This window comes from Vibrio sp. SCSIO 43136, from assembly GCF_023716565.1.
Lineage (GTDB): Bacteria > Pseudomonadota > Gammaproteobacteria > Enterobacterales > Vibrionaceae > Vibrio.
Window position 1 is genome coordinate 2,590,362 of sequence record NZ_CP071848.1, and the last position, 19,200, is coordinate 2,609,561.

At 46.5% G+C, this 19,200-nt stretch carries 14 protein-coding genes; 4 read left to right on the forward strand and 10 right to left on the reverse strand.

The features are described from left to right. Nucleotides 1-6 precede the first annotated feature (6 nt). From ileS to murJ, 3 genes are all read right to left on the reverse strand, one after another. Nucleotides 7-2,838: an isoleucine--tRNA ligase gene (gene ileS / locus J4N39_RS12215; protein ID WP_252019781.1), complete on the reverse strand. Its 2,832-nt coding sequence runs from the start codon at nt 2,836-2,838 to the stop codon at nt 7-9. Nucleotides 2,839-2,893: 55 nt separating this feature from the next. Then, on the reverse strand, nt 2,894-3,835 hold the full coding sequence (ribF, locus tag J4N39_RS12220) for a bifunctional riboflavin kinase/FAD synthetase (RefSeq protein ID WP_252019784.1): 942 nt from the start codon (nt 3,833-3,835) through the stop codon (nt 2,894-2,896). 105 nt (nt 3,836-3,940) lie between these two features. Then, entirely contained in the window at nt 3,941-5,500 is a 1,560-nt protein-coding gene (gene murJ, locus J4N39_RS12225; RefSeq protein ID WP_252019786.1) for a murein biosynthesis integral membrane protein MurJ, read from the reverse strand. Between the two features lie 246 nt (nt 5,501-5,746). Between murJ and rpsT the strand changes: the two genes are divergently transcribed. Then, the gene (rpsT, locus tag J4N39_RS12230; RefSeq protein ID WP_252019788.1) at nt 5,747-6,007 is read left to right on the forward strand and encodes a 30S ribosomal protein S20; all 261 of its coding nucleotides are present in this window, start codon (nt 5,747-5,749) and stop codon (nt 6,005-6,007) included. A gap of 125 nt (nt 6,008-6,132) precedes the next feature. Here rpsT and J4N39_RS12235 read toward each other — a convergent pair whose 3' ends face one another. The 3 genes from J4N39_RS12235 to J4N39_RS12245 form a co-directional block, all read right to left on the reverse strand. Continuing rightward, nucleotides 6,133-6,903 carry an ABC transporter permease gene (locus J4N39_RS12235; RefSeq protein WP_252019791.1) on the reverse strand — a complete coding sequence of 257 codons (771 nt, stop codon included), beginning with the start codon at nt 6,901-6,903 and terminating at the stop codon, nt 6,133-6,135. A gap of 1 nt (nt 6,904) precedes the next feature. Beyond that, on the reverse strand, nt 6,905-7,822 hold the full coding sequence (locus tag J4N39_RS12240; protein WP_252019793.1) for an ABC transporter ATP-binding protein: 918 nt from the start codon (nt 7,820-7,822) through the stop codon (nt 6,905-6,907). A gap of 93 nt (nt 7,823-7,915) precedes the next feature. Next, nucleotides 7,916-9,559 (reverse strand): SulP family inorganic anion transporter, encoded by a 1,644-nt coding sequence (locus J4N39_RS12245; RefSeq protein WP_252019795.1) that lies wholly within the window; start codon nt 9,557-9,559, stop codon nt 7,916-7,918. 229 nt (nt 9,560-9,788) lie between these two features. Between J4N39_RS12245 and can the strand changes: the two genes are divergently transcribed. Then, nucleotides 9,789-10,448 carry a carbonate dehydratase gene (gene can / locus J4N39_RS12250; RefSeq protein ID WP_252019808.1) on the forward strand — a complete coding sequence of 220 codons (660 nt, stop codon included), beginning with the start codon at nt 9,789-9,791 and terminating at the stop codon, nt 10,446-10,448. A gap of 65 nt (nt 10,449-10,513) precedes the next feature. Here can and hpt read toward each other — a convergent pair whose 3' ends face one another. After that, the gene (hpt, locus tag J4N39_RS12255) at nt 10,514-11,044 is read right to left on the reverse strand and encodes a hypoxanthine phosphoribosyltransferase (protein ID WP_252019810.1); all 531 of its coding nucleotides are present in this window, start codon (nt 11,042-11,044) and stop codon (nt 10,514-10,516) included. Between the two features lie 294 nt (nt 11,045-11,338). Here hpt and J4N39_RS12260 point away from each other — a divergent pair, with 294 nt between their 5' ends. Together J4N39_RS12260 and J4N39_RS12265 are read left to right on the forward strand one after the other, a co-directional pair. Next, the gene (locus J4N39_RS12260) at nt 11,339-11,953 is read left to right on the forward strand and encodes a TetR/AcrR family transcriptional regulator (protein ID WP_252019813.1); all 615 of its coding nucleotides are present in this window, start codon (nt 11,339-11,341) and stop codon (nt 11,951-11,953) included. A 109-nt stretch (nt 11,954-12,062) separates the two neighbouring features. Then, nucleotides 12,063-12,890 carry an HDOD domain-containing protein gene (locus J4N39_RS12265; protein ID WP_252019825.1) on the forward strand — a complete coding sequence of 276 codons (828 nt, stop codon included), beginning with the start codon at nt 12,063-12,065 and terminating at the stop codon, nt 12,888-12,890. A gap of 74 nt (nt 12,891-12,964) precedes the next feature. Here the strand turns inward: J4N39_RS12265 and lpdA are convergent, their stop codons facing one another. From lpdA to aceE, 3 genes are all read right to left on the reverse strand, one after another. Next, nucleotides 12,965-14,392, reverse strand: coding sequence for a dihydrolipoyl dehydrogenase (gene lpdA / locus J4N39_RS12270; RefSeq protein ID WP_252019827.1), 1,428 nt, complete (start codon nt 14,390-14,392; stop codon nt 12,965-12,967). A gap of 216 nt (nt 14,393-14,608) precedes the next feature. Beyond that, nucleotides 14,609-16,510 carry a pyruvate dehydrogenase complex dihydrolipoyllysine-residue acetyltransferase gene (gene aceF / locus J4N39_RS12275; protein ID WP_252019829.1) on the reverse strand — a complete coding sequence of 634 codons (1,902 nt, stop codon included), beginning with the start codon at nt 16,508-16,510 and terminating at the stop codon, nt 14,609-14,611. A gap of 19 nt (nt 16,511-16,529) precedes the next feature. After that, nucleotides 16,530-19,196 carry a pyruvate dehydrogenase (acetyl-transferring), homodimeric type gene (aceE, locus tag J4N39_RS12280; RefSeq protein WP_252019831.1) on the reverse strand — a complete coding sequence of 889 codons (2,667 nt, stop codon included), beginning with the start codon at nt 19,194-19,196 and terminating at the stop codon, nt 16,530-16,532. Between the last annotated feature and the right edge of the window lie 4 nt (nt 19,197-19,200).

Consider the following 19,200-nt stretch of genomic DNA (forward strand, 5'->3'; position numbering starts at 1 on the left):
CAACTCTTATGCGAACTGACGAGTTTCGCCTTCACCTTCAACGTTAGTCACACAACGGCCACAGATAGTCTCGTGACCTTCGATAGTGCCTACGTCTGCAGTGTGGTGCCAACAACGGTCACACTTCTGCGCTTCTGTTGCTTTTACTTCAACAAATAGGCCTTCGATGTCAGTTGCTGCCGCAGCATCGCTCTTCTCGCTTAGCGGCTTAACCACTGCGCCAGACGTTAGCATCACAAAGCGTAGCTCGTCGCCCAGCTTGCTGATCTTCGCCATCAGTGCGTCGTCAGCGTAAAGCGTGATCTCAGCTTGCAGTGCACCACCGATGATTTTCTCTTTACGAGCATCTTCTAGTAGCTTGTTCACCGCACCACGAACTTCTTGGATTTCAGCCCAGAACTCGTTGTTTAGCTCTTCGCCTTCAGCAAGAGCAAACAGACCTTCGAACCACTCGTCAGCGAATACGAACTTGCCGCGCTCGCCTGGCATCTCGTTCCAGATCTCATCTGCAGTGAACGACATGATTGGCGCCATCCAACGAACTAGAGCTTCAACGATGTAGTAAAGCGCTGTTTGACAGCTGCGCTGCGCATGACCACCACGCTTCGCGGTGTACTGACGGTCTTTGATGATGTCTAGGTAGAAAGAACCCATCTCAACCGAACAGAAGTGCATTAAGCGCTGCATTACTGCGTGTGTGTTGTACTCGCCGTATGCTTTGATGATCTCTTCTTGAGCTGCTAGCGCACGATCTACTGCCCAGCGATCCAGTGCTACCATCTCATCAGCGGCAACCATATCAGTTTCAGGGTTGAAACCGCTTAGGTTAGCTAGGAAGAAGCGCGAGGTGTTGCGGATACGACGGTACGCATCTGCAGAGCGCTTAAGGATCTCATCAGAAACCGCCACTTCACCAGTGTAGTCTGTTGAAGCAACCCATAGACGCAGGATATCTGCACCTAGCTTGTTAGTTACATCTTTTGGTGCAACAACGTTACCGATAGATTTAGACATCTTACGGCCGTTGCCATCTACCACGAAGCCGTGTGTTAGCACTTGCTTGTATGGTGCTTCACCTTTCATCGCAATTGATGAGATAAGAGAAGACTGGAACCAACCACGGTGTTGGTCAGAACCTTCTAGGTATAGGTCAGCTGCGTTGCCGTTAAACTCTTCACGTGAATCAACCACTGAGTAGTGAGTTACACCTGAATCGAACCATACGTCTAGCGTATCAGTCACTTTTTCATATTTAGCTGCATCTTCTTCACCTAAGATCTCAGCAGCATCAACATCCCACCATGCTTGGATGCCTTTTTGTTCAATAAGTTGTGCAACTTTCTCGATTAGCTCCAAGGTGTTCGGGTGAAGTTCAGCGGTCTCTTTATGAACGAATAGAGCGATTGGTACACCCCAAGTACGTTGACGAGATACACACCACTCAGGGCGACCTTCAATCATACCTTCGATACGGCTTTGACCCCACTCAGGCATCCACTCAACACCCTTGATCGCTTCCAGTGCTTTAGCACGTAGTCCTGCTTGGTCCATAGAAACGAACCACTGAGGAGTTGCACGGAAGATGATTGGAGTCTTATGACGCCAGCAGTGTGGGTAGCTGTGCTCGTAAGCGTGGTGATGTAGTAGCGCACCTTTCTCTTTCAGCACTTCTACAACCGCATCGTTTGCTTTAAATACATGCTGACCGGCAAATAGCTCAGTATCTGGCAGGTAAACACCGTTTGAACCCACTGGGTTAGCTACTTCTAGGTCGTATTTAGCGCCAACTGCAAAGTCTTCTTGACCGTGGCCAGGTGCGGTGTGAACTACACCAGTACCTGAGTCAGTTGTTACGTGATCACCTAGGATCGCAGGAACTGAGAAGTCGTAGAACGGGTGGTTGAACTGTACTAGCTCAAGGTCAGCACCTTTAGCAAAACCAAGGTTATGGAAATGCTCGATACCTGCACGATCCATTACGTCTTTCGCTAGCTCAGACGCTACGATGATACGCTCAGGGTTCTCGCCCTCAACCTGGATAAGTACGTACTCTAGGTCTTCACGTAGACATACTGCGCGGTTCGCAGGCAGAGTCCAAGGTGTGGTTGTCCAAATCACGATAGAGATGTCGCCTTGACCTTCATGGCCTTCAGCTAGACCAAACTTCGCCAGTAGCGCCGCTTCGTCAGCTGCTTTAAAGCGTACATCGATAGAAGGAGAAACCTTATCTTTGTACTCAACTTCCGCTTCTGCCAATGCAGAGCCACAGTCAGTACACCAATGAACAGGTTTGAAACCTTTCAGTAGGTGGCCATTATCAGCAATCTTACCTAGAGCACGAACGATGTTAGCTTCGGTCGCAAAATCCATAGTGCGGTAAGGCTTGTCCCACTCACCAAGAATACCTAGACGCTTGAAGCTCTCTTTTTGACCTTCAACTTGGCCCGCTGCGTAGTCGCGACACTTATCACGGAACTCGCCTGCTGTAACTTTTTGACCTGGCTTACCAACCTTTTTCTCTACCATCAACTCGATAGGTAGACCGTGGCAGTCCCAGCCAGGAATGTAAGGAGCGTCAAAACCTGAAAGTGTTTTGGATTTAATAATAATGTCTTTAAGAATCTTGTTTAGAGCGTGACCAATGTGAATGTCACCGTTCGCATATGGAGGACCATCGTGCAGAACGAAAGATTTTTTGCCTTTTTTAGCTGCACGGATAGCACCGTACAGATCTTCTTGATACCAACGCTTAAGCATTTCTGGCTCACGATTCGCCAGATTGCCGCGCATTGGAAACCCTGTTTCAGGTAAGTTCAGGGTATCTTTATACTCACTCATCGATTCTTAATTCCGTTGTGTTGGGCGAAAGTTAGACATTATGACCATCAGTGGACTAACTGATGGCGCTGTGCGATTGAAGCCACGCCCGTGCTGCACTCGCATCCAATTTAATTTGTTCTTTCAACGCATCAAATGAAGAGAACTTTTTCTCTTCACGTAATTTGTGTTTTAACACGACTTCGAGCGCCTGACCATACAGGTTAGCGGTAAAGTCAAATAAGTGTACTTCCAACTGCTGGCGTACACCTTCTACTGTCGGCCGGTTGCCTATGTTGGCCACGCCACCCACAATAGAGCCATTTGGCATAATAGCTTCAACAACGTATACCCCTGAAACTGGAGATACGCAGCGCTTTAAAGGTAAGTTGGCGGTCGGGAAACCTATGGTTCTACCGAGTTTACGTCCGTGAGACACTCGACCAGTGATACTGTATGGTCTTCCGAGCATCTCTTGAGCACTTTTGAGATCGTTATGATCCAGTGCCAAGCGGATTTCAGTGCTGCTTACGCGGGTCTTTTCGAGTCGATAACTTTGGGTGCTCACCACCTCAAAGCCGAACTCTGCTCCCGCTTGTTGCAGCATGGTAAAGTCACCACGGCGCTGCTTACCAAAGCAAAAGTCGTCGCCCACCACCAAGAATTTCACACCCAAGCGATCCACCAGCAGGTCTTTGACAAAACTCTCTGGGCTCATATCAGCAAACGCTTGGTTGAAGTTAACGCAAAGCAGTCGGTCCACATCCAGCTTATCTAGCTGGGTTAGCTTGTCTCGTAAACGAGTCAATCTCGCTGGGGCATTACTCCCAGCAAAGAACTCCATTGGCTGGGGTTCAAATGTCATCACCACCGAGGGTAAGTCAAGCAACTGAGCTTGCTTGAGCACTTGGCTCAACACTTGTTGATGCCCTAGGTGGACACCGTCAAAATTACCAATGGTTAACACACACCCTTTATGGCGTGGTTGAATGTTGTGGATACCGCGGATCAATTCCATAGTCTGCGTTTTTCTTATTCTTTACTTGGCGATTTACTAGGCGTCAAACCGACGGATTATATACTGATGCTGTTACAAAATACAGCATCCGTTATCAAGCGTATTTTAGCCACCCGCCTTGAGGTGGCGAGGGCGAATTCCTAGTGCTACAGCCACGCCGAGGTAAACGAATCCACCTAAGCCAATCAGTAGAGCTAGCGTCCATACTCGAGTGCCGAAACCCCAAGCTAGCCAAGTGTCCATTTCCGCCAATTGCCATTGAATAACGGCCACCATAGCAAGGCCCGCTACGACCACTCTAGCGCCAAACAACAATGTCTGTTTGGTGACGTGATATACCTTAGCCAGATGCAAGCCACGATATAGCAATGCCATATTGACAAACGCCGATAGCGCCGTGGCAATCGCAAGACCAACGTAACCATAGAAGTAAGCAAAAATGGCATTGAACACCATGTTAGATACCATGGCGATGATGCCGTATTTAACGGGCGTTTTGGTATCTTGACGAGAAAAGTAACCAGGAGCCAGCACCTTAATCAGCATAAAGTTCAATAGGCCAGATGCGTATGCAATCAATGAATACGAAGCATACACCACGTGCTCAGGGGTGAACTCACCGCGCATAAATAGCACCATCAACATAGGTTTGGCTAACACCATCAAACCGAGCATGGCTGGTAGCCCGAGTAGAATCACCATTCGTACCCCCCAATCCATGGTTTGTGCAAATCCTTCACCTTGAGCGTCAACGTGTTTTCGTGACAAGGCTGGGAGTATGACCGTTGCGATGGCGATACCAAACAAACCCAGTGGGAACTCAAGTAAACGATCAGAGTAATAGAGCCAACTGATCGAGCCTGTTTGCAGGAAGCTGGCAATAAAGGTATCAAACAGTAAATTGATCTGGCTGACTGAAACACCAAACAGTGCTGGGATCATCAGTGTGCGAATTTTCACCACACCAGGATCTTTCCACCCCCATTTAGGGCGAACAAGCACACCTTCTTTGATAAGAAATGGCAGTTGGAATAAAAACTGCGCCAAACCACCCAAAAACACACCAATTGCTAATCCGATTTCTGGCTGAGCCAGTTGAGGTGAGATTAGCGACGCAGAGGCAATGATCATCACATTCAAAAAAACCGGAGTAAATGATGACACTGCAAACTTACCCAAGGTGTTTAAGATCGCTCCAGAAAGAGCAACAAAGGTGATAAACCATAAATAAGGAAAGGTGATTTTAAGCAGCAAACTCGCCAGCTCAAATTTAGGTGCAGACGGACCATCATTGAGCCAGTCGATAAACCAACCCGCACCAAACAGCGCAGTCACAACGCCAGAGCCGAGCACGCCAAGTAGCGTAACTATAGAGACCAGCACCCCGAGCGTACCTGATACCTTAGCGATTAATTCTCGGGTTTTATCTTTATCACCTTGCGCTTGATATTCGGTAAGTACCGGAACAAATGCTTGAGAGAATGCGCCCTCAGCAAATAAACGACGCAGGAAGTTGGGGATCTTATTAGCAAAGAAAAAGACATCGGCGCTCGCCCCTGCCCCCATTAAGTTGGCGACCACCACGTCACGGACTAAACCCAACACACGTGACACTAGCGTCATGGTGCTGACAATCAGCCCTGACTTTAGTAATTTTTTACTCACACAAACCTCGAAAAGACAGACAAAACTGCTTAGTCGATGTTTGAATCCACTCTAAGCGCAGTTTTATTAGCATTGGAAAAAAAATGCTGTTAGAATCCCCGCCATCTTAACCGCGAAGACAGCCCAATCCAAAAATTTGTTTGGTTTAGGTGGGTTTTTGCACAAATCAGTTGACATTTGGGTGCAAATAGAGGATATTCCTCGCCCTTAAATTGTCACCGAACTAAGTTTTTGGGAGTTAGACCCTTGGCAAACAGTAAATCTGCTAAGAAGCGCGCTATCCAAGCTGAGAAACGTCGCCAGCACAACGCTAGCCGTCGTTCTATGATGCGCACTTACATGAAGAAAACTATCGCAGCTATCGAAGCTGGCGATAAAGAAGCTGCAACTGCTGCATTCGTTGCAGTTACACCAATCCTAGACCGTATGGCGACTAAAGGTCTTATTCATAAGAATAAAGCTGCTCGTCACAAGTCTCGCTTTGCTGCAGCAATCAAAGCTCTTTAATAGAGAATTGATTCATGCGAAAAAACCGGCCTAGGCCGGTTTTTTTATATCTAAAATTTGTGACAGATTAATTTCACCAAAAAAAGCCAACCCTATCAGGTCAGCTTCTTTGGCTTTCTCAGCAATTAGCTTCTCAAACCAATGCCTTTGGTTACCAAGTAGTGAGCAACAGCATACAAAGCCACCACAAACACACCTAGCACACCAAACGACGTAGTAATCGACACATCCGATACACCTAAGAACCCATAGCGGAATGCATTCACCATGTAGACGATCGGATTAATCTTAGATACACCCTGCCAGAACTCAGGCAACAAGCTGATCGAGTAGAAAACACCGCCCAAGTAAGTTAACGGCGTCAATACAAAGGTCGGGATAATCGAGATATCGTCAAATGTCTTAGCAAATACGGCATTAATCAGACCACCAAGTGAGAACACGACCGAGGTTAAAAATACCGTCGCAACAATCACCCACCAATGCTCGACCTGCAAATCCACAAAGAACAGCGATACAAAGGTGACAATGGCACCAACGGCAAGACCTCGTACCACACCACCCATGACAAAGCCGCCAATGATGACGTAATTCGGTACAGGCGCAACTAACAGCTCTTCGATGTTCTTTTGAAACTTAGAGCTAAAGAAAGAGGAGGCAACGTTCGAGTACGAGTTGGTGATCACCGACATCATGATAAGCCCCGGCACAATATATGCCATGTAGCTAAAGCCGCTCATCTCACCAATGCGAGATCCAATCAAGTTACCGAAAATAATAAAATAGAGTGTCATAGTAATCGCTGGAGGAACTAGGGTTTGTACCCAAATTCGCATAAAGCGATTCACTTCCTTGTATAGCAAACTGCGAAAAGCGGTCCAATAAATCTGATACATATTACTTCTCCTGCTCCGCCACGATATTGACGAACAGCTCTTCCAATCGGTTAGCTTTGTTACGCATCGACAGCACTTTAATGCCCTGCTGACTCAACTGCTCAAACAAATGGTTCAAACCGACCGACTTTTCGATTTCAATTTCTAACGAGTGGTTTTCGAGCCCCACGACTTTCACCCCTTCAAGCTCAGGTGCGGTTTCTACTCCTTCGAGGTCAAGAATGAAGGTTTCAACATGCAGCTTGTTCAGCAAGGACTTCATCGAGGTGTTCTCAATCAACTCTCCTTTGCTGATAATGCCGATATTGCGACATAACATCTCAGCCTCTTCGAGGTAGTGAGTGGTCAAGATGATGGTGATGCCCTGCTCTTTGTTGATCTTTTGCAAGAAATCCCACATCGAGCGGCGCAACTCGATATCAACGCCAGCGGTAGGTTCATCAAGGATAAGCAGTTGGGGTTCATGCATTAATGCACGAGCAATCATCAAGCGGCGTTTCATACCTCCTGAAAGGTTACGAGCGCGTTCGCTGCGTTTTTCCCATAGATCGAGTTGGCTAAGGTACTTCTTAGCCCGCTCTTTAGCCAATGTACGAGGCACACCGTAAAAGCCCGCTTGCTGCAATACGATTTGCTCAACGGTTTCAAATTGGTTGAAGTTAAACTCTTGCGGCACGAGACCTAAGTGTTGTTTGGCAAGCTCCAGTTCTTGATCGATATCGTGACCAAACACTTTCACCTGTCCAGAGGTTTTATTCACCAACGAAGAGATGATACCGATGGTGGTAGATTTGCCGGCTCCATTAGGCCCTAGCAGTGCGTAAAAATCGCCTTTTGAGACATTTAAGCTAATGCCTTTCAAAGCTTCAAAACCACCTGCATAGACTTTACGCAGGTGGTTAATTTCTAAAGCGTTCATAAATGTATTGGCTCTGATTATTATTTATGGGTATCAAATGACGTTAGCACGATTAATTTTCAACCCCTAGCCAATATTTTATTTAAGCGCTTTCTAATTCACCGCCTTTACCGCAGCTTTAAGTGCGTGTGAACGAAACTCAAAGGTATGCGCTTCATCGATAAGTTCTAACACGTGAAACTTCTCAAGCTGGTTACGCGTTTGCATATTTGGACAAAGCAGGAATACCTCAACATTGGCTTCTGTGGCGTCTTTAATAGCGTTTTCCAGCGCTAGGCCTACGGTCACATCCAACATAGGTACGTCAGTAAGGTCGAGTATCATGGCTTGATAATCATTGATGCTCGAGTGTTGCCTTGAAATCGCTTTAGAAACACTGAAAATCATTGGCCCAGATAAGTAGAAGAACAGTACCTTGCCCTCGGCTTGATCCAGAATAGAGCGCTCGCTGTCAGTCAGGGGAACGTCATCATCGTCAGCATCACTGATGGCTTTCACTTGGCGTGCTTGCTCGCGGCTCAAACGCTCGATAATAATGATGTTAGAGATAAATACCCCTAAACCCACAGCAACAATCAAATCGACAAACACTGTCAGTAGCATCACGCCGTACATGATCGCCATGCCTTGCAAGCTCACCTTATGAGCACGTTGAATAAAGCTCCAATCGAGAATATTGAAGCCAACGTAAACAGCGATACCAGCCAATACGGCCATAGGAATAGGCTCGGTTAGGCCACCTGCAACCAATACCACCAGCGCTAACACTAAGGCGCGGATCACCCCTGAGAGTGGAGAGCGAGCACCAACCTGAATATTGGTGACAGTGCCCATCGTTGCACCAGCCCCCGGCAATGCACCGACTAAACCAGATAACATGTTAGCCAAGCCTTGGCCTCGTAACTCTTTGTCCGAATCATGCTCTTTACGAGTCAGTGAGTCACCAATAACAGCGGTAAGCAACGTATCGATGCAGCCCAAAGTACCAAGCACGAGAGCATCGATAATCATGGTAACGAGGGTGTCTGAGGTGAACGTCGGAATAACTAACGAAGGTAAACCCGCAGGAATCTCACCAATACGGCGAATATCATCCGAGCCAAAAAACAGCATAGAAAGCAAAGTCACTGCTACTAAGGCAACCAATTGAGCTGGCACATAGCGGCGATATTTCTTTGGCATTAAGAACAAAATGGCCAGTGTTAGCAATCCCAAGAACAGCTCACCAAAGCTCATATTGGCAACAATATCTGGTAGTGCGCTGAGCATCCCTGTCACACCGCCTGCTGGTGCGGCGTGACCTAATAATGGTGCGAGTTGGAGGATAATAAGGATGACACCAATCCCGGACATAAACCCAGAAATAACACTATAAGGCATTAAAGTGACGTATTTACCGAGCTTGAGTGTCCCGAGCAAGATTTGAAATGCCCCAGCCATCATCACCACGGTAAAAGTCATGGCCATGCCTGTTTCTGGGTATTTTGCCATCATAGTGGTTAAAACGGCGGTCATGATCACCGTCATTGGGCCGGTCGGCTCAGAGATAAGAGTGGAAGAACCACCAAACAGTGAAGCAAACAGCCCCACCATAATTGCCCCCCATAATCCCGCTTCAGCGCCTGCTCCAGATGCAACGCCAAACGCAAGGGCAAGAGGTAAAGAAATTATTGCTGTGGTAACACCACCGAATAGGTCACCTTTCAAATCAACATCAGTAAAACGTTTGCCTATCACTTCCCTGCCTCCGACAAATAAACCGAGCAAATTTACCAGAACAGTCTCATCCAAAAAAGAGATAAAAAGCAAGGCTATATTTACATTCGGTCTAAGCTGGGCAAAAAACCAACTAAATGGACATAATTTTTAACATTAACACCTCAGATGAGTGTTTTTCCTGACAATTTTATTGAGATTGAATTTGTAACATTGTGTATAGTTGGCGTTATCAATTAAGGGGAAGACGATGCCAGAAATCAAACAGCTTTTTGACAATAATGCTCAATGGTCAGAGGCCATCAAGGCCGAACAGCCAGAGTTTTTTGCCCAACTTGAAGACGGACAAAGTCCTGGTTTTCTATGGATTGGCTGCTCTGATAGCCGTGTACCAGCTGAACGTTTAACCGGCCTTTACTCAGGCGAACTGTTCGTGCATCGCAATGTGGCTAACCAAGTGATCCATACCGACCTTAACTGCCTGTCTGTGGTTCAATACGCCGTTGATGTGCTTAAGGTCAAACACATTATCATTTGTGGTCACTATGGTTGTGGTGGGGTTGCCGCTGCGATCGATAATCCGAAACTGGGGCTTATCAACAACTGGCTACTGCACATTCGAGACTACTACCTAAAATACCGTAACGTCATTGACGAGTTGCCAGAAGCACAGCGTGTCGACAAACTTTGTGAAATCAACGTTGCAGAGCAAGTTTACAACCTGGGCAACTCAACCATCATGCAAAGTGCGTGGGAACGTGGGCAAGATGTTGAGATTCACGGTGTGATTTATGGCATTGGCGATGGCAAACTCAAAGAACTTGGTGTTCGTTGTGCAAATGCAACGGAACTCGAAGATAACTACCAAAAAGGTATGTACCAAATTTTGAGTAGCAACCTGCTTAAATAAAGATTCCATAAAAAAATTCCCGCTCACATGAGCGGGAATTTTTTATTCGACGATACCTTACAGCACTATTCTTGAGGCACGACTTTACCGATGTAAGGAAGGTTGCGGTACATCTGAGCGTAATCGATGCCAACACCAACAACAAACTCATCAGGGATCTCAAAACCGATGAACTTTGCGTCCACTTCAACTTCGCGGCGAGATGGCTTATCCAACAAAGTACAGATCTGAATCGAGTTAGGCTCGCGAATTTCTAGAATCTCTCGTACCTTGCTCAACGTGTTGCCGGTATCAATAATATCTTCAACCAACAATACGTCCTTGCCTTTGATGTCATCATCTAGGTCTTTCAAGATACGAACATCACGACTACTTTCCATCGCATTGCCGTAGCTCGATGCCGTCATGAAATCAACGGTGTGGTTAAGGCCAATCTTACGAGTCAAATCCGCCATAAATACGTATGAACCACGTAGCAAGCCGACAAGCACCAAGTTGCTGGTATCTTGGTAATGCTCGGTAATTTGCTTGCCTAGCTCTTCCACGCGCTTTTGAACCTCTTGCTCAGAGATCATCACTTCTACGGTATGTTTCATACTGCTCTCGTTTGATTAATTAGTACGTCTGACAAGTATCCACTAGATTTATAGTCGAGTTGTCACTGATTGAGCGATAGTTTAGCACTCCCTGTACAGGAAGGTTAATTTTTTGCATTGGTTGGATCTTGTGCAAAGAGTGATATTTCTATCATTGACAATTTGATATGCATCATTACACTCATGAGATGTGTTGCAAAATAAAAAAACTCTAGCAGCACTGGCTTAAACTTTCTAATGCTTTGAAAGCTAAGAAAGAATTATAAATAACAACGTTGGCAAGGAAACCTATCTATGGATACTGTAAAGAAGCGTCCACGCACGCGCCTGTCTCCACAAAAGCGTAAAGAACAGCTACTGGATATCGCAATTGAAGTATTTGCTCGTCGTGGCATCGGCCGTGGCGGTCACGCAGATATTGCTGAAATTGCTCAAGTATCGGTGGCAACCGTGTTTAATTACTTTCAAACTCGTGAAGATCTCGTCGATGAAGTCTTAGGACAAGTCGAAAATCACTACCACGCATTCGTCAGTGAAAACATTGATCCCGATTCTAGCGCTGAATCTAATCTCGACCATTTCACTACCCAAGTGATTAACGCCGCACTAGCTGGAGAAAACTGGCTCAAAGTTTGGTTTGAATGGAGCAGCTCAACACGTGAAGAAGTATGGCCGCTGTTCTTGAGCTGTAACGAAAACAGCCGCAAACGTCTTGAAGCTATGTTTGAAAGTGCACAGAATCGTGGTGAAGTGTGTGATAAGCACGAACCTTCAGTGCTTACTCACATGCTACACGGTATCTGTTACTCGCTGTTTGTACAAGCAAATCGCAATCCAGATTCAGCATATCTAAATCAAGTGAAGCAAAGCTTCCTTGCGATGCTGTGCATCTACCAAGACCGAAAATAAACGGTTTTCGTCACTGATTTTGAAAAAGCTTGAATCAATTTCGAGCTTTTTTTTATTTCTCCAAATTCTCTCCTATATTGAAAGTACAACGACAAAAAAGGAGAACACAATGAGTCAGAAGGCCCTAATCTCACGTCTCAATGAACTGCCAAGATTACAAAAAGTTCTGCAAGAATTGTTAGATATGGTGAATCAGGATGATGTCGATTTTAAGCAACTATCTAATAAGATGAGCATGGAACAAGTGCTCAGCGCTCGTCTGCTGCGTATGGCTAACTCTGCGTATTTTGGTGGTAGTCAGTCGGTATCATCGGTCAATGATGCCATTATTCGCGTCGGCAGTGGCCCGGTACGAACCTTAGTAGTGGCATCAGTGTTATCGAGTGCTTTTCCAAAAATCCCAACCCTAAACCTTGATGAATACTGGAGTGATACCTTTGAGGTCGCTGTCATCGCAGGTAAATTAGGCGAGCAATCTGGCCTTGATGGCAATGAAGTCTTCACCACGGCAATCTTGCACAATATTGGCGAGCTGATGATCCATACCTTGGTACCAGATGAAGCCCAAGCCATCGCACAACGCGCATTGCAGGGAGAAGATGTCTATGAAGTGCAGCGTGAGTTGCTTGAGTGTACCTCGCCTGAACTGGGTGCCATCCTCGCCAAGACTTGGCGTTTTCCATCTGAAATGGTTGATGCAATTCAACATTACCCAGATCCAAGCCAAGCGGAACAATCGCAAAAACTGGCCACTGTTCTGCACTTTGCCACCGACATTCACAAGCAGTGGGATGAACAGCAGGACGAGAAATCTAAAGCTATGTTTATAGCAGAACATGATGATGCAAGAGTGCTGCACATTTCGGCGGCATTTGGTGAGACTATTGAGTCGGTTCGAGGCAATGGAAAGGAACTGGCCAGCCAGATGGCGGCTTAAACCATCTACTTATCAAGGCTAAAAACGAAAAAAGGCGCTGAAACAGCGCCTTTTTAATAGTTTAAGCAATCAGATTATTTCTTTTTCTTTGCTTTCGGGTTTGGAAGGTCAGTGACTGTACCTTCAAACACTTCTGCCGCAAGACCTACTGATTCGTGTAGGGTTGGGTGAGCGTGGATAGTCAGAGCGATATCTTCCGCATCACAACCCATCTCGATAGCAAGACCGATTTCACCCAGCAGTTCACCACCGTTAGTACCAACGATCGCACCACCAATCACACGGTGAGACTCTTTATCGAAAATAAGCTTAGTCATACCATCAGCACAGTCAGATGCGATAGCACGGCCAGATGCAGCCCAAGGGAATGTCGCAACTTCGTAGTTTAGACCTTCTTCTTTCGCTTCTTTCTCTGTCTTACCTACCCAAGCAACCTCTGGCTCAGTGTATGCAATTGATGGAATAACTTTCGGGTCGAAGTAGTGTTTCTTACCAGAGATAACTTCAGCCGCTACGTGACCTTCATGCACACCTTTGTGAGCCAACATTGGTTGGCCAACGATATCACCGATTGCGTGAATGTGTTCAACGTTAGTACGCATCTGCTTATCAACGTTAATGAAACCACGCTCATCAACCTCGATACCTGCTTTTTCTGCATCGATAAGCTTACCGTTTGGTACACGGCCGATAGCAACAAGAACAGCGTCGTAACGCTCAGCTTCTGCTGGTGCTTTTTTGCCTTCCATAGAAACGTAGATACCATCTTCTTTCGCTTCTACTGCTGTCACCTTAGTCTCAAGCATCAAGTTGAACTTGTTCTTAATACGCTTGGTGTAAACTTTAACGATGTCTTTATCCGCTGCTGGGATCACTTGATCGAACATCTCAACAACGTCAACTTTAGAACCTAGTGAGTGGTAAACCGTACCCATTTCAAGACCGATGATACCGCCACCCATGATAAGTAGTTTCTCAGGAACTTCTTTCAGCTCTAGCGCATCCGTTGAATCCCAAATACGTGGGTCTTCATGTGGAATAAACGGTAGCTTGATCGGGCGAGAACCCGCAGCAACGATAGCGTTGTCAAAGTTAACAACTGTTGTACCGTCTTCACCTTCAACTTGGATAGAGTTAGGACCTGTGAATTTACCGTAACCGTTGATTACGTTAACTTTACGCATCTTAGCCATACCGCCAAGACCGCCAGTCAGTTGGTTTACAACTTTTTCTTTCCAGATACGGATCTTGTTGATGTCAGTTTGAGGTTCACCGAACACAACACCATGGTCTGCCATCGCTTTCGCTTCTTCGATAACTTTCGATACGTGAAGCAGTGCTTTTGATGGGATACAACCCACGTTTAGACACACACCACCAAGAGTGCTGTAACGTTCTACTAGTACGGTTTCAAGACCTAAATCTGCACAACGGAATGCAGCTGAGTAACCAGCAGGACCAGAACCAAGTACAACAACTTGGGCTTTAATTTCTTTGCTCATTTTGACCTCTTGTAGTCATTATCCCTAACAGGCTGAGTGGGTATGGAGTTGTATTTATATTCAAACCGTCAACAGTTTACAGAGATGTTAAAGGTGTGAAAAGTAATTCCATTTAGCCTGTGAGCCAGCCAACAATTCAATTGAGTAATCCGGTGAATTGTCAGGGTATTCATCTAAATAAAGGCGGCTAAATAGCCGCCTCAGATTTTATTGCGATTACAGAACCAGACGACGGATATCGCTTAGACAGCCGTTTAGGTAAGTAATGAAACGTGCACCTTCTGCACCGTCAATCACACGGTGGTCGTATGAAAGTGATAGTGGAAGCTGTAGACGTGGTTCAAACTCTTTACCGTTCCACACAGGTTTCATCTCAGACTTAGATACGCCTAAGATACCAACTTCTGGTGCATTCACGATTGGAGTAAACGCTGTACCACCGATGCCACCTAGGCTTGAGATGGTGAAACAGCCGCCTTGCATGTCTGCCGCTGTTAGCTTACCAGCACGTGCTTTCTTAGAAACTTCCATTAGCTCCGCAGAAAGCTCGTAGATACCTTTCTTGTTCACATCTTTGAACACTGGTACTACAAGGCCGTTTGGCGTATCAACAGCGATACCCACGTTGACGTATTTCTTAAGGATAATGCTTTCGCCATCCTCAGAAAGAGAAGAGTTAAACGCTGGGAATGCCTCAAGAGCTTTTGCAACAGCTTTCATGATGAACACAAGTGGAGTGATCTTCATGCCTGAATCTTTCTTCGCTTCGATAGCATTCTGTTCTTTACGGAACGCTTCTAGCGCAGTGATATCTGCGTTATCCCACTGTGTAACGTGTGGGATCATTACCCAGTTACGGTGCAGGTTGGCACCAGAAATTTTCTTAATCTTAGAAAGCTTCTGAACTTCAGTTTCACCGAACTTGCTGAAGTCAACTTTAGGCCATGGAAGTAGACCAAGAGCACTGCCGTCACCTTTACCAGATGCCGCTGCTGCCGCACCAGACTCTAGGCGCTTAAGCGCTTCCTTCACGTAAGACTGTACGTCTTCTTTCAGGATACGGCTCTTACGACCAGTACCTTTCACCTTAGATAGGTTAACGCCAAACTCGCGAGCTAGACGGCGTACCACTGGTGATGCGTGAGCGTAATCGTTGTTCTCTTGGAAGTCATTCGCTGCTGGTGCTGCTGCCGAAGCTTCTTTTGCTGCTGGCGCAGAAGGTGCTGGTACCGCAGATGGAGCAGGAGCTGCTGCAACCGGAGCTGCCGCTGGTGCTTCACCTTGGGTTTCAAACACCATGATTAGTGAGCCAGTAGTCACCTTATCGCCTTCGGCAATTTTGATTTCTTTTACTGTGCCCGCAAATGGTGCCGGAACTTCCATTGAAGCCTTATCGCCTTCAACCGTGATTAGCGATTGCTCTTCTTCAACACTGTCACCGACAGAAACCATGATTTCGGTTACTTCAACTTCATCGCCACCAATATCAGGAACGTTTACTTCTTTTCGGTCCGGCGTTCCGGCAACAGATGCTGCTGGAGCTGCCGCCGCCGGAGCTTCGGCTACAGGTGCTGCTGCGCCTGAACCTGCTACCTCGAATACCATGATTAACGAGCCAGTTGTTACTTTATCGCCAGCCGCAACTTTGATCTCTTTTAGAGTACCCGCAAACGGCGCAGGTACTTCCATAGAAGCTTTGTCGCCTTCGACCGTTAGAAGAGATTGCTCTTCTTCAATGCTGTCGCCAATCGCTACCATGATCTCGGTAACTTCAACTTCGTCGCCGCCGATATCAGGTACATGAACTTCTTTTAGTTCTGCTGCAGCTGGTGCTGGTGCCGCCACTGGTGCAGCTTCTGCCGCAGGAGCAGGCGCCGCAGCACCCGCCTCACTTTCAAAAACCATAATCAAAGAACCAGTAGAAACCGTGTCGCCTTCCGCAACTTTGATTTCTTTAACGATGCCCGCTTGAGATGCAGGAACTTCCATAGAAGCTTTATCGCCTTCCACTGTGATCAGTGACTGCTCTTCTTCAACCTTGTCGCCAACGCTTACAAGGATCTCAGTAACTTCAACCTCATCCGCACCGATGTCAGGTACATTAATTTCGATTGCCATTGCTTATTTACCTTCTAAATTATGCGTATAGCGGGTTAATTTTATCTGCGTCGATGTCGAACTTCTTGATTGCTTCCGCAATCACAGATTTCTCAACATCACCACGCTTAGCCAGTTCAGTTAGCGCAGCTACCACTACATAACCTGCGTTCACTTCGAAGTGACGACGTAGGTTTTCACGGCTGTCTGAGCGACCGAAGCCATCCGTACCAAGAACCTTGAATGATTCAGCAGGGATGAATGCACGTACCTGCTCTGCGTAGTTCTTCATGTAGTCGGTTGCTGCGATTGCAGGCTCTGTACCCATCACTTGTGTGATGTAAGGTACTTGCTGCTCAGCTTCTGGGTGTAGCATGTTGAAACGCTCAACTTCTTGACCATCACGTGTCACTTCGTTGAATGAAGTTACTGAGTAGATGTCAGAAGCGATACCGTAATCGTCGCTAAGGATCTGAGCGGCTTTACGTACTTCGTTCATGATAGTACCCGAGCTCATTAGCTGAACCTTGCCTTTCTCGCCTGCATAAGTTTCTAGCTTGTAGATACCCTTACGGATGCCTTCTTCAGCGCCTTCTGGCATTGCTGGCATTGCGTAGTTTTCGTTCATCAGCGTTAGGTAGTAGAACACATTCTCTTGGTTCTCACCGTACATGCGACGGATACCGTCTTGCATGATTACTGCAACTTCATATGCGAACGTTGGGTCGTAAGAGATACAGTTAGGAACCGTACCTGCCATGATGTGCGAGTGACCATCTTCGTGCTGTAGACCTTCACCGTTTAGAGTCGTACGGCCGGCTGTTGCACCTAGTAGGAAACCACGAGCTTGTTGGTCACCTGCCATCCACGCCATGTCGCCTACACGTTGGAAGCCAAACATTGAGTAGTAGATGTAGAACGGGATCATAGGTAGGTCGTTAGTCGAGTATGAAGTTGCCGCTGCAACCCATGAAGACATAGCACCTAGCTCGTTGATACCTTCTTGTAGAACCTGACCTGAAGTTGCTTCTTTGTAGTAAGAAACGATGTCACGGTCTTGTGGCGTGTAGTTCTGGCCATGCGGGTTGTAAATACCGATTTGACGGAATAGACCTTCCATACCGAAGGTACGCGCTTCATCTGCGATGATTGGAACCACGTTTTTGCCGATGTTCTTGTTCTTCAGTAGTACGTTTAGTGCACGTACAAACGCCATCGTAGTCGAGATATCACGCTTTTGCTCTTCTAGCAGTGGCTTGAACTCTTCTACTTCTGGAGTGATAAACTCTTGAGTAAAGTTAGGTAGACGCTGAGGCGTGTAACCTTTTAGCGCTTTACGACGAGCGTGTAGGTATTCGTACTCTTTTGAACCTTCTTCCAACTTCAAGTAAGGAAGTTCTTTCACTTTCTCGTCAGATAGGATGTCTTGAAGACCTAGACGATCACGTAGGTGTAGTACGTGCGTCATATCCATCTTCTTAACTTGGTGTGCGATGTTCTTACCTTCCGCCGCTTCACCCATGCCGTAACCTTTAACCGTCTTAGCTAGGATCACAGTTGGACGACCTTTGGTCTCTTCTGCGTTTTTGTATGCAGCGTAAAGCTTAGAAGACTCATGACCACCACGCTTAAGAGCGAAGATTTCGTCGTCTGTCATATCAGCAACAAGTGCTGCTGTTTCTGGGTACTTGCCAAAGAAGTGCTCACGTACGTATGCGCCATCTTTTGCTTTAAATGTTTGGTAGTCACCATCGATAGTTTCGTTCATTAGCTGAAGAAGCTTACCTGTAGTGTCTTTTGCTAGTAGAGAGTCCCAGTTGTTACCCCAGATAACTTTAACTACGTTCCAACCTGCACCTTTAAATAGACCTTCAAGCTCTTGAATGATCTTGCCGTTACCCATTACTGGGCCGTCTAGACGCTGTAGGTTACAGTTGATTAGGAAACATAGGTTGTCTAGTTTCTCACGCGCTGCGAAAGAAATTGCGCCACGTGATTCTGGCTCATCCATCTCACCGTCACCTAGGAAGGCATATACGCGCTGCTCAGACGTGTCTTTCATGCCACGACCATCTAGGTACTTAAGGAAACGAGCTTGGTAGATCGCAGAGATCGGGCCTAGACCCATAGAAACCGTTGGGAACTGCCAGAACTCAGGCATCAGTTTCGGGTGCGGGTATGAAGGGATACCTTTACCGTCTACTTCTTGACGGAAGTTATCTAGCTGCTCTTCTGTCAAACGACCTTCAACGAAAGCACGAGAGTAGATACCTGGAGAGATATGACCTTGGTAGTAAACCAAATCGCCACCGTCCTTCTCGTTTGGCGCACGGAAGAAGTGGTTGAAACACGTTTCGTAGAATGCTGCAGAAGACTGGAAAGACGCCATGTGGCCGCCTAGCTCTAGGTCTTTCTTCGACGCACGTAGAACGATCATGATTGCATTCCAGCGAATGATAGAACGAATGCGACGCTCTAGTGTGGTATCACCTGGGTATGCTGGCTCTTGATCAGCTGGGATGGTGTTGATGTAGTTAGTAGTAATACCGGTTGGCATATCTACCCCATCAAGACGAGCTTTGTCTAGAACTTGCTCAAGTAAGAACTGTGCACGCTCGACACCTTCTTCACGTACCACTGACTCAAGTGCTTGTAGCCATTCTTGAGTTTCCAGTGCATCAACGTCATGTTTCATGACTTCAGACATGGCG

Bases quoted from the DNA above. Each gene is read 5' to 3' on its own strand.
- ribF (WP_252019784.1), bottom strand. From the start codon at position 3,835: ATGGAATTGATCCGCGGTATCCACAACATTCAACCACGCCATAAAGGG.
- lpdA (WP_252019827.1), bottom strand. From the start codon at position 14,392: ATGAGCAAAGAAATTAAAGCCCAAGTTGTTGTACTTGGTTCTGGTCCT.
- J4N39_RS12240 (WP_252019793.1), bottom strand. From the start codon at position 7,822: ATGAACGCTTTAGAAATTAACCACCTGCGTAAAGTCTATGCAGGTGGT.
- hpt (WP_252019810.1), bottom strand. From the start codon at position 11,044: ATGAAACATACCGTAGAAGTGATGATCTCTGAGCAAGAGGTTCAAAAG.
- ileS (WP_252019781.1), bottom strand. From the start codon at position 2,838: ATGAGTGAGTATAAAGATACCCTGAACTTACCTGAAACAGGGTTTCCA.
- J4N39_RS12235 (WP_252019791.1), bottom strand. From the start codon at position 6,903: ATGTATCAGATTTATTGGACCGCTTTTCGCAGTTTGCTATACAAGGAA.
- J4N39_RS12265 (WP_252019825.1), top strand. From the start codon at position 12,063: ATGAGTCAGAAGGCCCTAATCTCACGTCTCAATGAACTGCCAAGATTA.
- aceE (WP_252019831.1), bottom strand. From the start codon at position 19,196: ATGTCTGAAGTCATGAAACATGACGTTGATGCACTGGAAACTCAAGAA.
- aceF (WP_252019829.1), bottom strand. From the start codon at position 16,510: ATGGCAATCGAAATTAATGTACCTGACATCGGTGCGGATGAGGTTGAA.
- can (WP_252019808.1), top strand. From the start codon at position 9,789: ATGCCAGAAATCAAACAGCTTTTTGACAATAATGCTCAATGGTCAGAG.
- J4N39_RS12260 (WP_252019813.1), top strand. From the start codon at position 11,339: ATGGATACTGTAAAGAAGCGTCCACGCACGCGCCTGTCTCCACAAAAG.